Genomic DNA, 14405 nt, shown 5'->3' on the forward strand with positions numbered 1-14405 from the left:
CTTCTTCATCACCTTGACCAATTCATCATGCTCTCTCTTATCGTGCTCAACTTCATCACGCCCATTAGGAATATATTTCTCCATAGCAGGGTAAACATACATTTCCTCAGCAACGGCATGGCGCATCACTTCGGCAATAGCGGCGTCTATCAAGTCTCGACGCTGCTCGGGGTCGTTACTGCTTTCTACTTGGGCGAGTAGCTCCAGCATTTCCTGGTGGTCAGTCGTTAAAATATTGATGACGTCCAACCCGTTTCCTGTCTGGCCTTGCGTGTGGTTATCCATACCCTTCTCTCCCTCTTATTCAGAATCCATGAGCCGCCAGCTCCATTTCAAGCTAGCTCGCCTGATCGGTATTTCCAAGCTCACAGCCCGTGACCTAATACATGTTAAGAAGGTTTTTAAAACTGATTGGCAGGTGGCTGACGTCATATTCAAGCCGCACGCCATCAGCTACGTTATAAAAGGATTTCAAACCAGGGAGCGGATGATGACGACGTTTATGGTGTATCGAGCGGTTCAGGAAGGCGCTGAAATTGATGCCCAGCCTGAGTGGTGGGTCGTAGACTTGCGTGAGGAGGAAGAAAGAGATGGCGATTTGGTGCGCAAACGTTGTGCGACCAAGCCTGAAGCAGATGAAGCCGTTAATGAACTTAACAAAAAATATGCAACGACTTAGTAGTATCGATAACAGTACGACGGCTGAACATCCACCAGCCTGACAGCTGACAGGCTGGTGGACGATAATAATGTAGCAAGCAGAAGGAGGCCGCTATTTTTTACCCGTTAACGATCTAAGCAGCGTCTCAACCTGGTGGTCGCCCTCGCCTTCATTATCCAACTCCTCTTTCGCCAGCTCTTTTTTATTTCCCACGACGGCATTGCAGGCACTGCAGTAGATATTGTCATCTTCGTCTGTGTTTTCAGGGAAACGGTAGTCTTCGCTGCCACATTGGGCACATCGTTTCGGAAATGCCATTTAAACTTACTCCTTGTGTTGTGTGCGACATACCTTTACAGCTTAGCCGAAAGTGAATTAACTGCGTATGTGCACCTATAGCACATTCAGCGCCTAGCTCTCTTGTGGTGGATACGGGTTCTGCTTTAATAACGTGGCCAAGTGAACACAATTAAGCGCCAGGCCTGCCGTAGCGCTCTGAGTCGCTTCTGGTGTCTTCTCAAAATCCTTGAGGTCGACTCCCTGCATGGCTTCACCTACCCAATAGGTGCATGCGTTGGCAGGAAGGGTAAAACCAACGTCGTTTAGCCCCTGAAACAGCTCGGCAACAATATGATGAGCGCCATCTTCATTACCTACCACCACGACACCAGCGACCCGACCATACGAGACCATTCGTCCCTGCTCATCGGTTTCGCCAAGAAACGCATCCAGTCGCTCTAATACACGTTGACAGATACTGGAGTGATGGCCTAACCAGATAGGGCTACCCAGGATGAAGATATCGGCATCCAGAATCTGCTTTCGTATTTGCGGCCAATCATCACCCTCACCTTCATCCGATGTCACACCGGGCTTAATATTAAAATCCACAGCACGGATTTTCTCGCCAGTGACGCCATGGCGCTCAAGCGCTGCCAAGGTTTCGGATATAAGTCGATCACAAGAAGACGCTGCGGGTGACGCTTTAAGCGTACAGTTGATAGCCAAGGCTTTTAACGACATGGGTCTCTCCTTTTACGCGGCTTGGGGTGTCAGTGCTTGCGAAGCTTGGGGGTTATCTGCCGGGCGAACTGCCGAAACGAGGCTTTAACCGTACCCAGCGCGTCCGGACCGCCATGCAAAAGCGCTGACATATAGGCTTTCGCCTGCTCGGGCTTTATATGCGGCGGGATCGGCGGAACATCAGGGTCAGTTATAACTTCCAGCACAACAGGGCGGTCAGCACTTAAGGCCTGCTCCCAGGCAGTGGCAAGCATCTCAGGATCGCTGACCTTAATGCCCTTGAGCCCAATAAGCTCGGCATATTCGGCATAGGGAAAGTCAGGGAGATCCTGCGAGGCTTCATACTTCGGGTCGCCTTCTATTACCCGCATTTCCCACGTGACTTGATTAAGGTCCTGGTTATTAAGCACCATAACGATCAAGCGTGGGTCCGCCCACTGCTGCCAATACTTGGCAATGGTAATTAACTCCGAATTACCGTTCATCTGCATGGCCCCGTCTCCAACCAATGCAATGGCCACCCGTTCGGGATAAGCGAACTTGGCGGCTATCGCATAGGGAACGCCATTTCCCATCGTGGCAAGTCCACCAGAAACCGATGCCATCATGCCACGGCGTAATTTGAGATCACGTGCGTACCAGTTAGCAGCGGAACCGGAATCGCTGGTCAGAATGCAGTTATCAGGCAGGCGCGGCGACAGCTCCCAAAAAACACGCTGCGGATTAACCGGGTCAGCCTCCGCCATGGCACGCTCTTCAAGCACTTCCCACCATTGGGCAACACTTTTCTCAATATCTTGACGCCAACCACGATCTGTTTTCTGCTCTAAATAGGGCAACAGCGCTTGTAAGGTAGTCGCGCTATCACCCACAAGGTTCACCTCCATTGGGTAACGCATACTCACCTGGCGCCCATCAATATCGATTTGTACACCCCGGGCCTGCCCCTCCTCCGGTAAGAATTCCGAATAGGGGAAGCTTGAGCCAATCATCAATAGCGTGTCGCAGTTGGCCATTAACTCCCAGCTTGGGTTAGTACCCAGTAACCCGATAGATCCGGTAACGAAAGGCAAGTCGTCAGGAAGCACTGCACGCCCCAGTAGCGCCTTAGCGACACCAGCGCCTAGCCTGTCAGCCACCTGAATAATCTCATCGGTCGCATTCAGAGCCCCAGCACCCACTAGCATCGCCACTCTCTTTCCTTCATTTAACACTTGGGCGGCTTGGCGCAAATCATTGTCATGAGGCACGGTAATGGGGCTTGAGTAGCCCACGCCCGAATGCACAGTACCGTGAGCATGCGCAGGTGTTTCAACCGCAGGCTGGGACTGAAGGTCATTGGGAACGATGATAACCGTCACGGTCCGCTCGGCGAGGGCTATACGGATAGCGCGGTCAATAAGGTGGCGTATCTGAGCTGGGCTGGTCGCCATATGCACGAATTCATGGGCGACGTCTTTGAAAAGCGACACCAGGTCGACTTCTTGCTGATATTCACCGCCCAAGGCCGCACGTGCTTGCTGGCCAACAATGGCGACGACTGGCTGATGATCTTTTTTGGCATCGTACAAGCCATTAAGCAGATGAATGGCACCAGGCCCGGAAGTCGCGGTACACACACCCACTTCCCCCGTAAACTTGGCATGAGCACACGCCATGAATGCCGCCATCTCCTCATGACGGGCTTGCACGAACTCGAACTGGTCACCCGCTCGTTGTAATGCCCCCATGATGCCGTTGCTGCCATCCCCCGAATACCCGAAAATACGTTTAACACCCCACTCACCCAAACGTTGAACCAGAAAATCACCTACCAGCTGCTTACTCATTTAAGCCTCCATGGCAAAGCTACGCCTTAGCTCGTCACTTTCATATAAATGTTCACTAGGCCTATAGGTATAGATACGGGTATCAGCAAAGGTCAACTTGGCAGGGCTTCTTGTTAATTATTATTAAACAACAACCTGTAGAGTAGGCTAGTTTGGTTGCTAAACGGTCATGTTCATTTTTTTAATTCTCATGGATTACCCACCATAACGAAATGTATGCCTCGCACCTGAGAAGAATTTAGTGATTTCGATGCCAACTATTTTACACTTGGGCAAGGCGAACCCAGCGTAACCGACGATATAATCTAGATATACGTTATTTACTTTTACGCTTAAAGCAAGAAGCCCGACCAGAGGCCGGGCTTTAACGTTGCATCCTTGTACACTCCGCAAGCTTCCTGCCTGCCCATCCTTAGGGAGTCTTCCTGACTCACTACTCCTTGCTGAACATCCTTGTCCAGTGGGTTGAGATTGCCACACTAAAAATGGCCTGTAAGTAACATAGTATAATTGATAGTAAAAACGCACTTATTTATTAACCTGCAGTAACTCTGTTAGTTAGCCAACTAGCCAAACAATGAGGCCACCTGCTAATCCACTTCGGGTTAAGTAGTAGAAACTTAGCCATAAGTAGTTATAACTATAATCTTATTTATCATACTTATTGAGGACGCCATGCACTCTAATACAAATTAACAATAAGAAACGTTCTTTTGATTTAAAAATAGTATGTAACATTAGATGAAAAAAGGCCTATAGTCTTTCATCACCCGTATTCGGGTTGATACATAACTCATGGAGGAGAAAGTGATGATCGCTGTTCATCAGGGTACCAAAATTGCGTTTTCAGCTATTTACCGGCGTTTGGTTATCAACCAGCTTATTAACCGTGTCGACAGCCTTGAATCTGAAAAATATGGGCTTATCGCCGAAAACAAGATATTGGCTACTGAAAACGCCAAGCTACGCAGGGCATTAGCAGAGCAACATAACGATGTAGCGTGATATTTAGTTCTGCGACCCTTGGCTAGCCGTAACGACGTCTAGGCCAAGGGTGGCGGAGTCTATGAGAGTTTTCAGCCACAAGCGGTTCAATCAAACTTTCTTTTTATCTCCGGTAATTTCATCGGTGACTTTTCGCAATCCCCTTTCAATCGGATGCTCATCATCATTATCACCTGTCACGCTAAACTCTGAGTTCGCCCCCCCGCTGTATATTTCTGCACCACAAGTGCCACACGTTGGGAGGGCATTTTCCGTATCGTTTGCGTCGGCGATATATTCCTTACCACATTTCTGACACTTATCGACATGTTCCATGGCCGTTCTCCTTTTTCCTATATCACTTCAACCTTAGAAGAAAGAAATGGTTCCATAAAGTCCGGGCAAGCCGATAACCACGTAGAGCGGTCCTATTGCATCAGACTACCGCCCGCGTCGTCGTCAAGCGCGACTCCCTGGACGCCTATCTCCGCCTCTAATGACAACAGGTAGTGGCGCAATGCGCGCCGCGTTGCCTGTTCCTCCAGGTGATGGCGAACACGTTCGGTAACGGCTTCGTAAGGCAGCAACTGCCCTTCCTCGCGGGCATCAACCACCACCAAGTGCCAACCATAGCGGGAGGCAATGGGCCGCTCATGAAGGCCGTTGGGTAAGTGGTGTAGCACTCGGTCAAGTTCAGCAACCGTTTGCCCTTGGGCCAACCAGCCGAGTTCCCCACCTTGGGTGTTGGAAGGACACGCTGAGTGGCGCTGGGCAAACTCCGTAAAGCGCGCAGGATCGTCCTTCAATGTTTCCAGCAGTGTTACGCCTTGCTGATAGTGTGCATCCCGAGCCACAGCATCTTCAGGCGCCGCAGCCAGCAAAATATGACGCACCTTTAAGCGTGTGGGCTCACTAAAACGCTCGGGGTGGTGCGCATAAAAGCGTTGGCAATCCTCGGTGCTGGGTTCCGGCACGTTCAGCGCCTGCTCTAGAAGCTGTGCAATCACCTTGTCATCGGCTGTTTCATTATCAGCCAATAACCCTTGCGCTTGGGCCTGCTGACACAGCAGCTCACGGACAACCAACGCCCGCGCAGCCTTAAGCTGGGCACTCCCCGCACTGTCTGACGGGTGATACTGCATTTCATGGGCAATGTCGCTTTCTTCAATAGCGCGGCTGCCCACCTGTATCAATGGTAGCGTGGCTTCACTTGGCAGCGCTTCGATATCAATCATTTGCATAACAACTCTCCTGATAAATTAGCGCTTAGCCGCGTTTACGCACTAATTGATAGCGCCGGGTCAGATAACCGAAAGGCGCGCTCCATACATGCACTAGCCGAGTGAAAGGGAACAACAGGATAATGGTTAGCCCCAAAAAGATATGCAGCTTGAATATCCAGGAAACATCTTGCAGATAGTTCGCTGCGCCGCCGTTAAAGAACACAATGGCCTGTGCCCAGCTTGCCAATGTCAGCATCATTTCGCCATCCATATGGCCCAGCGTGAAGAAAATGGTCGTCAGTCCAAGGCATGCCTGAATAAGCAAAATAGCCAGAATCAGCGTATCCATTTTACTCGATGAGGCGCGCACACGTGGATTGAACATCCGCCGATAAAGCAGCATCGCCCCGCCGATCACACACAACACGCCGGCAATACCACCAATCACCACGGCAAGCAGTTGCTTGGTGCTAGGGAGAAGAAAGTGCTCATACATCCAGTGTGGGGTAAGCAGACCAACCAAGTGGCCAAAAAAGATGGTAATGATGCCGATATGGAAGAGATTGCTGGCCAGGCGCATGTTTTTGGTCGACAGCATCTGGCTGGAGCCGGTCTTCCAAGTGTACTGCCCGTAGTCAAAACGCACCAGGCTCCCAAACAGAAATACGGTACCGGCGAGATAGGGATAGTAGCCGTAGATAAAATGCTCGAGGTAAGTCGTAATAGCGGACATTGAGATTCTCCTGTTAACGACCCATTCCCGGAGGCTGGGCTCCGGGAGAGAGAATACGAACGGCATCGTGTTGAACGCCCTGCTTGCGTTCAGCCAAGCGACGCCCTTCGGCAGATTGCAACGCACAGTCCTCGTCGGATGCCGCAGAAAAACGTACGGCTTCCTCTTCCCATACGGCATCCAGCGCTTCGGGGGTATTGTCAGGCTTTTCCGCCTTCACAACGGAGCGATGCGCGTTTATGTCCGCTTCGGCGCCAATGAGCGCCAGCAGCGCATGGGTCACCAAGGCATAGTCGCTATCACGCTCTTCCAGGCGAGCGGCAAGTAGCGCCAGAATATGGCGAATATTGCCAATCCAGCGGGCCATTTCCACATCGCTTCGCGTGGAGAGATACTCCAAGAACAGCGGTAAATAGTCAGGCAGCTCCCGGGCGTCTAGCTCAAAACCCGCCTTTCGGTACTCATCCATGAGATCCACCATAGCCTGGCCACGCTCTCGTGATTCTCCGTGTACGTGTTCAAACAGCAGCATCGATGTAGCCCGGCCCTGTTCGAAAAGCGCGACATACTCGGCTTGAAGGCTTAAAAGCTCGCTATCGGCAATTTGCTGACACCAACTCATCAAACGTTGGCGTAACGAAGCGGGCCAGCGATTCTCCGCGGCCACGATCTCGACAAGCTCCCCTACGGCCTGCTGCAATTCAGCTGTTGGGTAGTCAAGCAACCGCGACAATACGCGCAGGCTGCGCATGGTCTGTTGCTCTGGGGTCAAGAGCGGTTCTGCCAGATTACTCATGACGCGCCTCCTCGGATTGCGCCTGCGGATCAAAAACATTGACCGGTTTCACCATCGTGCTTTCAACAGGCCGACCGTTGAACAGGTTCGCTGTGCTCTCGCCGTTGCACCCGTCACCAAAGGTGAATCCGCACCCACCCCGTTCCGGGAAGGCGTCGCGCGCCATCTCGCGGTGGCTGGTTGGAATCACGAACCGATCTTCATAGTTGGCGATTGCCAGATACCGGTACATGTCCTCCACCTGAGCAACGCTTAGACCCACATCTTCCAGCACGCTGATATCCGCTTCTCCTTCAACATGCTTACCGCGCATATAAAGGCGCATCGCCATCAAACGCTTAAGCGCGAGCACAACGGGGGCTTCTTCCCCGGCGGTCAGCATATTGGCCAAGTACTTCACCGGGATACGCAGCGACTCAATTTTTGGCATCACGCCATCGAACTCGACCTTACCCGCTTCGGCCGCAGACTGAATGGGCGACAGCGGCGGTACGTACCAGACCATGGGCAGCGTGCGGTATTCTGGGTGCAGCGGAAGCGCCAGCTCCCAATCAATGGCCAGCTTGTAGACGGGCGATGCCTGAGCGGCCTGAATGACGTTGTCGGGAATACCATCTTTCTTGGCTTGGGCAATGACCTCGGGATCATGAGGGTCCAGGAAGATGTCGCGCTGGCGGTGGTACAAGTCCTGCTCGTCGGCGGAGCTTGCGACTTCCTCAATGCGGTCGGCGTCATAAAGCAGAACACCTAAATAGCGAATACGCCCCACGCAGGTTTCTGAGCAGATGGTTGGCTGGCCCGACTCAATACGCGGGTAACAGAAAATGCACTTCTCGGATTTGCCGCTTTTCCAGTTGTAGTAGATCTTCTTGTAGGGGCAACCGGAAATACACATCCGCCAGCCGCGGCATTTATCCTGGTCAATCAGTACGATGCCGTCTTCTTCACGTTTGTAAATGGCGCCACTGGGGCAGCTTGCCACGCAGGTAGGGTTAAGGCAGTGCTCACACAGGCGTGGCAGATACATCATGAAGGTGTTTTCGAACTGGCCGTAGATATCTGCCTGCACCTGCTCGAAGTTGATGTCCTTGCGGCGCTTGGCAAACTCGGTGCCTAGAATTTCCTCCCAGTTAGGGCCCCATTCAATTTTCTTCATACGCTCGCCAGAGATCAGTGAACGCGGGCGGGCTACCGGCTGGTGCTGTCCGGGCTTGGCAGTGTGCAGGTGCTGGTAATCAAAGGTGTAAGGTTCGTAGTAGTCATCAATAGCGGGCAAGTCGGGGTTGGCGAAGATATTGGCCAATACACGCCATTTACCGCCAATGCGTGGCTCTATCTTGCCATCACGGCTGCGCATCCAGCCGCCCTTCCACTTGGCCTGGTTTTCCCACTCTTTGGGATAGCCGATACCCGGCTTGGTTTCAACGTTGTTGAACCAGGCATACTCGACACCTTCGCGGCTAGTCCAGACGTTTTTGCACGTTACCGAGCAGGTGTGACAACCAATGCACTTATCAAGGTTAAGGACCATGCCTACCTGAGAGCGAATTTTCATTTCACCGCCTCCTGAACGTCATCCTGGCCTTCACCATCCAGCCATTCGATATGCTTCATCTTGCGTACCAGCACGAACTCATCGCGGTTCGAGCCTACGGTTCCGTAGTAGTTGAAGCTGTAAGCGAGCTGGGCGTAGCCGCCGATCATATGAGTGGGTTTAGGGCAAACACGCGTCACAGAGTTATGAATACCACCACGCGTGCCGGTAATTTCCGAACCGGGGACGTTCACCTGACGCTCTTGGGCGTGGTACATCATCACCATGCCATCCTTAACGCGCTGACTGACCACGGCGCGGGCAGCAATCGACCCGTTGGCGTTATAAACCTCTATCCAGTCGTTGTCTTGAATATCGATATCGGCAGCATCACCTTCGGAAAGCCACACCACGGGGCCACCGCGATTCAGCGTCAACATCAGCAGGTTGTCGGAGTAGGTGGAGTGAATCCCCCACTTTTGGTGCGGTGTCAGGAAATTCAGCGCCTTGCTTTTGAAACCGTTATCCTCGGGCAGCTTGAAATTTTCCGCGGCGCGGGTGTTGATCGGTGGGCGATACACCAACAGGCTTTCGCCGAAATCACGCATCCAGGCATGATCCTGATAAAACTGCTGACGTCCACTGACCGTGCGCCATGGAATCAGCTCATGAACGTTGGTATACCCGGCGGTATAGGAGACGTGTTCATCCTCCAGGCCCGACCAAGTGGGGCTGGAAATAATCTTGCGCGGTTGCGCCACGATATCGCTAAAGCGGATTTTTTCATCCTCTTTAGGTCGTGCCAGATGCGAGTGGTCGCGCCCGGTAATTTTGGAGAGTGCCTCCCACGCCTTGAGTGCTACCTGGCCATTGGTTTCTGGCGCCAGCGTCAGTACGGTTTCTGCCGCGTCAATAGCGCTTTCGATGTTCGGGCGCCCTTTTGCCGGGCCTTCATGCTTAACGTGATTCAGTTTGCCGATCAGTTCTATTTCGCTATCCGTGTTCCAACTGATGCCTTTGCCACCATTACCGAGCTTTTCAAGCGCCGGGCCAAGTGAGGTAAAACGCTCGTACGTGGCGGGGTAATCGCGCTGTACTTCTATCAATGCAGGCATGGTTTTGCCGGGGATGGGCGCGCACTCGCCCTTTTTCCAATCCTTTACATCTATCTGCGCAAGCTCGCCCGGGGAGTCGTGCTGCATGGGGAGCGTGACTAAATCCGTCTCTTCGCCCAAGTGGCCCACACACGCTTTCGAGAACGCCTTGGCGATGCCTTTATAAATGTCCCAATCGCTGCGCGACTCCCAGGCAGGATCGGTGGCAGCCGTTAGCGGATGGATAAACGGGTGCATGTCGGAGGTATTAAGGTCGTTCTTTTCATACCAGGTCGCCGTGGGTAGCACGATGTCCGAATAGAGGCAGGTCGTCGACATACGAAAATCAAGCGTGACTAATAGGTCAAGCTTGCCTTCAGGCGCCTCGTCGTGCCATTTGACCTCTTCTGGCTTCTGCCCGCCAAAATCGCCCAGGTCTTTACCCTGAATGCCATGCCGAGTCCCCAGCAGGTACTTGAGCATGTATTCATGCCCTTTACCGGAGCTACCCAGCAGGTTAGAACGCCAGATAAACATGTTACGCGGGAAGTTCTGGGGGTTATCCGGGTCTTCGGCAGCAAAGGAAAGCTCACCGGCTTTTAATTGCTGAACGACATAATCCTTGGTGGCCATGCCGGCGTCTTTGGCCTTGCCTGCCAAATGCAGCGGATTCGTGGTTAGCTGAGGGGCAGACGGCAGCCAGCCCATACGCTCAGCGCGTACGTTGTAGTCGATCAGGCTGCCGGTGTGACGGCGAGGGTCAGCCAGTGGCGAAAGAATCTCTTTGATCTCAAGCTTCTCATAGCGCCACTGCGAAGAGTGGTTATAGAAGAATGACGTAGAGTTCATATGACGCGGTGGGCGTGTCCAGTCAAGCCCAAATGCCAAGGGCAGCCAGCCCGTTTGGGGGCGCAATTTTTCCTGGCCGACATAGTGTGCCCAGCCGCCGCCGCTCTGGCCAATACACCCGCACATGATCAGCATATTGATCAAGCCGCGATAGTTCATGTCCATGTGGTACCAGTGGTTCATACCGGCACCCACGATAATCATGGAGCGCCCACGTGTCTTGTGGGCATTATCGGCAAATTCCCGCGCGATACGAGTACACTGCTCTGCCGAGACGCCGGTAATTTTTTCCTGCCAAGCGGGGGTGTAAGGTTTTATCTGGGCATAGTCGGTAGCGCCATCGTCCTCATCCGCTTGACCAAACCCACGGTCAATACCGTAGTTGGCACACATCAGGTCAAAGACCGTCACCACCAGCACGCTGCTGCCATCGGCTTTTTGCAGCCGTTTAGCGGGCAGGCTGTGGAACAAGCGGTCGCCACTTTCGCCTTCTACATGCGCAAAGTGCTTATGCTCGATACCGCCGAAATAGGGAAAAGCCACGCGCGCGACGTCGTCATGGCGCTCGGCAAGGCTCAAGAGAGGTGAAATCTCAACGCCGTCGGCATCCAAAGGCTCCAGGTTCCATTTACCCTGGTGAGCTTCTTCTTCCCCCCATCGGAAACCAATAGAGCCCTGCGGGACTACCAGCTGATCACGTGCGTCATCCCAAACCAGTGTTTTCCACTCAGGATTATTGTCCTGCCCCAAGTGATCAGCAATATCACTGGCGCGCAGTTGGCGCCCGGGCACAAGAGAGCCATCATCGCGTGGCTCCAGCTCGACCAGGCAGGGCATATCGGTATACCGGCGCACGTAATCGGTAAAGTAGGCGCTGGGATTTTCAAGGTGAAACTCTTTGAGAATGACGTGGCCCATGGCCATGGCGAGCGCTGCGTCGGTGCCCTGTTTGGCAGAGAGCCACTCATCTGTGAGTTTGGAAACCTCGGCGTAATCGGGGGTAATGGAAACGGTTTTGGTGCCCTTATAGCGAACCTCGGTGAAGAAGTGGGCGTCTGGCGTGCGGGTCTGAGGCACATTCGACCCCCAGGCAATGATATAGCCTGAGTTGTACCAGTCGGCAGATTCGGGAACATCGGTTTGTTCGCCCCACGTCATCGGCGAGGCGGGTGGCAAATCGCAGTACCAGTCGTAAAAGCTCATGCATACGCCGCCGATTAACGACAGGTAGCGGCTACCGGCGGCGTAACTGACCATCGACATGGCAGGGATAGGTGAAAAGCCAATGATGCGGTCAGGCCCGTACTGTTTGGCGGTATAAACGTTGGAAGCCGCGATTAACTCATTAAGCTCATCCCAGTTGCCACGAACAAAGCCGCCCATGCCGCGGGCGCGTTTGTACTCTTTGGTTTTGGCCGGATCTTCAACAATCGAGGCCCAGGCCTCTACCGGGTCGCCTTTTTCACTTAACGCTGCACGCCAAAGCGCCAACAGCGGTTTACGGACAAGGGGATACTTGAGACGGTTAGCACTGTAAAGGTACCACGAGTAGCTCGCCCCTCGAGGGCAGCCGCGAGGCTCATGATTAGGCAGGTCGGGGCGTGTACGCGGGTAATCGGTCTGCTGAGTTTCCCATGTCACCAGGCCGTTTTTGACGTAAATTTTCCAGCTACACGAGCCGGTACAGTTAACTCCGTGGGTAGAGCGGACGACCTTGTCGTGTTGCCATCGGCGGCGGTAACTGTCTTCCCACTGGCGGTCTTCCTGGCGAACTTCGCCGTGGTCATTGGCAAAAGGCTCGCGCGTTTTGCGGAAAAAATTTAGCCGGTCAATGAAATGACTCATGGTCGATCTCCCTGGCGCCAAAAAGAAAGCAATGCCTAAACAGGCGTCTTGGAAATCGATTCTGAGCGATTAAAACGGCAATATCTGCCAGGTTACCTCCATATAACCCCACCCTACCTCTTAAGGGATACGCGGCTAAAGACCACAGGCGACGACGTTTCATTCATGGCAGTAAATCAGACAAGATAGCGATGAAACTCCGTATAATCCCCCAGCGAAACAGGTGTATTTTTGTTCACAAGAAGCTGTTTTAATCCAGAGATAAACTTATGATTGAGCACTATTTTGCGGTTAAGCATCTTCATATGACGGCCGCCTATGCGAGCCTCGTCTTCTTTATAGTACGTGCTTATTGGTCAGTGACTGAGCGACCGATTCTTAAAGCGCGCTGGGTCAAGATACTCCCTCATATCATCGATACGGCGCTCCTGACCTTCGGCGTGCTATTGGCCATCATGCTGAGCTTCTGGCCACTTCCGCCATGGCTCAGCGCCAAAATCACCGCGCTGATTGTTTATATTCTGCTCGGCACAATGGCGATTAAACGCGGTAAAACGCCAGCCATTCGGGCCGGTACCGCCGTGGCAGCGGTGCTTGTATTTATCTATATACTGGGCGTTGCGATGCATCGGACTCCGCTTTCATGGCTAAGCTGATGAGGTTACCTATAAGAAGTGACGCCATTAGCGCGCATTACTCACTAGGCGGGAATAACATACCGGCGTGAAGTTGGTAGAGGTCTGGCTGATGCGCTTCAGCAATTCGGGTGACGCGTTCGATTCCCTCCTCCAACAAGTGCACCTCTATTTGGCGGCGGTCTTCACGTCCTTGACGGCGCTCAACGAGTGATAGCTGCTCACAGCGATCGACCAATGCCACAGTGCCGTGATGCTTGGCTTGCAGCCGCTCGGCAAGCTCACCTACCGTTGCCCAATCACGCTCAGCAAAACCGCGTAAGTGCAGCAACAGCTGGTATTGCAACGCGGTGAGCCCATGCTTGCGGCAGATATCTTCGCTGCGACGTAAAAAACAGCGTAACTGATAGCGAAACTGAGATAGACGCTCGAAATCTTCCTTATCAAGCTCACCTTTTTGCACTGCTGTTTTTTCTGCCATGGATGCTCCTTAACGTGCTCGTGACGACTTTCCCCCGCTTGACAATACCGAAGACGTCCTCTAAAAATAAAATATCATTATATGATATATAGCCGTTTAATTTTAAGACACCAAGAGGTAGTTGAGATGAATGTACTTACATTTTTCAAAATGCCCTTTAGTCATCGCGCTGGTTGGCAAGCGCTTAAATCGAACTCGCCTTCCATTCCGACGTTAGCGTGGTGTGTGGTTCTTCCCATGTCGTTATTGCCCCCTTTAATGCTCTATTATGCAGGAACGCATTATGGCGATACCTTTATGACCGGTTTTGCTGAAAGGGAGTGGCGATTTATTACGACAATTCTTTTTTTGGCCGAGCTACTGACTTTTTTTATAATGGGCTGGGTTATTCACGCAGTCGTCAATGGTGTCGAGCAGCTTTCAATTAGCTATAAAAATGCCTATTTACTTGCCACACTCGCTCCTCTTCCCTTATGGATATCAGCCCTTGCGCTATGGGTGCCCTCGTTATTTTTCAATGTGATCGTCGGATTGGCGGCTCTAGGCGTTTCATGCAGTCTGATTTATCACGGCTTGCAAGCGCTCTGCACTCGTAACGAGCTGGATGTTGCCACTATATCAGCCACTTATACTATTATGTCAGCCGGTATTCTTGGATGGGGTGTTTTGCTCGCGGTTGTTTGGGCTTACTAAACGCCGTTGAACACCATGGTAGTTC

The 14405-nt window shown here is 52.5% G+C and carries 15 protein-coding genes; 4 read left to right on the forward strand and 11 right to left on the reverse strand.

Features of this window, described 5'->3' with window-relative positions:
• On the reverse strand, nt 1–285 hold a 285-nt coding region (locus ACT3TY_RS17185), incomplete at its 3' end, for a hemerythrin domain-containing protein (protein ID WP_444629016.1).
• Nucleotides 286–313: 28 nt separating this feature from the next.
• Between ACT3TY_RS17185 and ACT3TY_RS17190 the strand changes: the two genes are divergently transcribed.
• Nucleotides 314–679 carry a hypothetical protein gene (locus ACT3TY_RS17190; RefSeq protein WP_226912001.1) on the forward strand — a complete coding sequence of 122 codons (366 nt, stop codon included), beginning with the start codon at nt 314–316 and terminating at the stop codon, nt 677–679.
• A gap of 93 nt (nt 680–772) precedes the next feature.
• Here ACT3TY_RS17190 and ACT3TY_RS17195 read toward each other — a convergent pair whose 3' ends face one another.
• From ACT3TY_RS17195 to ACT3TY_RS17205, 3 genes are all read right to left on the reverse strand, one after another.
• Nucleotides 773–979: a hypothetical protein gene (locus ACT3TY_RS17195; RefSeq protein WP_193056413.1), complete on the reverse strand. Its 207-nt coding sequence runs from the start codon at nt 977–979 to the stop codon at nt 773–775.
• Nucleotides 980–1072: 93 nt separating this feature from the next.
• Nucleotides 1073–1684 carry a flavodoxin family protein gene (locus ACT3TY_RS17200; protein ID WP_193056414.1) on the reverse strand — a complete coding sequence of 204 codons (612 nt, stop codon included), beginning with the start codon at nt 1682–1684 and terminating at the stop codon, nt 1073–1075.
• A 29-nt stretch (nt 1685–1713) separates the two neighbouring features.
• Nucleotides 1714–3513 carry a thiamine pyrophosphate-requiring protein gene (locus ACT3TY_RS17205; protein WP_193056415.1) on the reverse strand — a complete coding sequence of 600 codons (1800 nt, stop codon included), beginning with the start codon at nt 3511–3513 and terminating at the stop codon, nt 1714–1716.
• Between the two features lie 810 nt (nt 3514–4323).
• Between ACT3TY_RS17205 and ACT3TY_RS17210 the strand changes: the two genes are divergently transcribed.
• Nucleotides 4324–4518: a hypothetical protein gene (locus ACT3TY_RS17210; RefSeq protein ID WP_172116662.1), complete on the forward strand. Its 195-nt coding sequence runs from the start codon at nt 4324–4326 to the stop codon at nt 4516–4518.
• A gap of 90 nt (nt 4519–4608) precedes the next feature.
• Here the strand turns inward: ACT3TY_RS17210 and ACT3TY_RS17215 are convergent, their stop codons facing one another.
• The 6 genes from ACT3TY_RS17215 to ACT3TY_RS17240 form a co-directional block, all read right to left on the reverse strand.
• Nucleotides 4609–4833, reverse strand: coding sequence for a hypothetical protein (locus tag ACT3TY_RS17215; protein WP_172116663.1), 225 nt, complete (start codon nt 4831–4833; stop codon nt 4609–4611).
• 92 nt (nt 4834–4925) lie between these two features.
• Nucleotides 4926–5738, reverse strand: a complete 813-nt coding sequence (locus ACT3TY_RS17220; protein ID WP_193056416.1) for a peptidylprolyl isomerase — start codon at nt 5736–5738, stop codon at nt 4926–4928.
• A gap of 25 nt (nt 5739–5763) precedes the next feature.
• A complete protein-coding gene (gene narI, locus ACT3TY_RS17225; protein WP_441679318.1) occupies nt 5764–6453 on the reverse strand; it encodes a respiratory nitrate reductase subunit gamma in 690 nt (229 codons plus the stop codon).
• Nucleotides 6454–6466: 13 nt separating this feature from the next.
• Nucleotides 6467–7249 (reverse strand): nitrate reductase molybdenum cofactor assembly chaperone, encoded by a 783-nt coding sequence (gene narJ / locus ACT3TY_RS17230; RefSeq protein WP_441679319.1) that lies wholly within the window; start codon nt 7247–7249, stop codon nt 6467–6469.
• Complete coding sequence (narH, locus tag ACT3TY_RS17235; RefSeq protein WP_193056418.1) at nt 7242–8804, reverse strand: nitrate reductase subunit beta; 1563 nt, start codon at nt 8802–8804, stop codon at nt 7242–7244. The genes narJ and narH overlap by 8 nt, the downstream gene beginning before the upstream one ends.
• Nucleotides 8801–12571 (reverse strand): nitrate reductase subunit alpha, encoded by a 3771-nt coding sequence (locus ACT3TY_RS17240; RefSeq protein WP_441679320.1) that lies wholly within the window; start codon nt 12569–12571, stop codon nt 8801–8803. The genes narH and ACT3TY_RS17240 overlap by 4 nt, the downstream gene beginning before the upstream one ends.
• A 269-nt stretch (nt 12572–12840) precedes the next feature.
• On the opposite strand from ACT3TY_RS17240, the gene ACT3TY_RS17245 reads away from it, so the two are divergent.
• The gene (locus ACT3TY_RS17245; RefSeq protein WP_441679321.1) at nt 12841–13227 is read left to right on the forward strand and encodes a SirB2 family protein; all 387 of its coding nucleotides are present in this window, start codon (nt 12841–12843) and stop codon (nt 13225–13227) included.
• Nucleotides 13228–13264: 37 nt separating this feature from the next.
• Here the strand turns inward: ACT3TY_RS17245 and ACT3TY_RS17250 are convergent, their stop codons facing one another.
• A complete protein-coding gene (locus ACT3TY_RS17250; RefSeq protein ID WP_441679322.1) occupies nt 13265–13687 on the reverse strand; it encodes a MarR family transcriptional regulator in 423 nt (140 codons plus the stop codon).
• Between the two features lie 126 nt (nt 13688–13813).
• On the opposite strand from ACT3TY_RS17250, the gene ACT3TY_RS17255 reads away from it, so the two are divergent.
• Nucleotides 13814–14380: a YIP1 family protein gene (locus ACT3TY_RS17255; protein WP_172116670.1), complete on the forward strand. Its 567-nt coding sequence runs from the start codon at nt 13814–13816 to the stop codon at nt 14378–14380.
• Nucleotides 14381–14405: the final 25 nt, after the last annotated feature.

It is taken from the genome of Halomonas sp. AOP22-C1-8 (assembly GCF_052378905.1).
Taxonomy (GTDB): Bacteria; Pseudomonadota; Gammaproteobacteria; order Pseudomonadales; family Halomonadaceae; genus Vreelandella; species Vreelandella citrativorans.

Coding starts and splice junctions, on each gene's coding strand:
- ACT3TY_RS17205 (WP_193056415.1), bottom strand. CDS start 3,513: ATGAGTAAGCAGCTGGTAGGTGATTTTCTGGTTCAACGTTTGGGTGAG.
- ACT3TY_RS17255 (WP_172116670.1), top strand. CDS start 13,814: ATGAATGTACTTACATTTTTCAAAATGCCCTTTAGTCATCGCGCTGGT.
- ACT3TY_RS17245 (WP_441679321.1), top strand. CDS start 12,841: ATGATTGAGCACTATTTTGCGGTTAAGCATCTTCATATGACGGCCGCC.
- ACT3TY_RS17195 (WP_193056413.1), bottom strand. CDS start 979: ATGGCATTTCCGAAACGATGTGCCCAATGTGGCAGCGAAGACTACCGT.
- narH (WP_193056418.1), bottom strand. CDS start 8,804: ATGAAAATTCGCTCTCAGGTAGGCATGGTCCTTAACCTTGATAAGTGC.
- narJ (WP_441679319.1), bottom strand. CDS start 7,249: ATGAGTAATCTGGCAGAACCGCTCTTGACCCCAGAGCAACAGACCATG.
- ACT3TY_RS17210 (WP_172116662.1), top strand. CDS start 4,324: ATGATCGCTGTTCATCAGGGTACCAAAATTGCGTTTTCAGCTATTTAC.
- ACT3TY_RS17215 (WP_172116663.1), bottom strand. CDS start 4,833: ATGGAACATGTCGATAAGTGTCAGAAATGTGGTAAGGAATATATCGCC.
- ACT3TY_RS17190 (WP_226912001.1), top strand. CDS start 314: ATGAGCCGCCAGCTCCATTTCAAGCTAGCTCGCCTGATCGGTATTTCC.
- ACT3TY_RS17250 (WP_441679322.1), bottom strand. CDS start 13,687: ATGGCAGAAAAAACAGCAGTGCAAAAAGGTGAGCTTGATAAGGAAGAT.
- ACT3TY_RS17220 (WP_193056416.1), bottom strand. CDS start 5,738: ATGCAAATGATTGATATCGAAGCGCTGCCAAGTGAAGCCACGCTACCA.
- ACT3TY_RS17240 (WP_441679320.1), bottom strand. CDS start 12,571: ATGAGTCATTTCATTGACCGGCTAAATTTTTTCCGCAAAACGCGCGAG.
- narI (WP_441679318.1), bottom strand. CDS start 6,453: ATGTCCGCTATTACGACTTACCTCGAGCATTTTATCTACGGCTACTAT.
- ACT3TY_RS17200 (WP_193056414.1), bottom strand. CDS start 1,684: ATGTCGTTAAAAGCCTTGGCTATCAACTGTACGCTTAAAGCGTCACCC.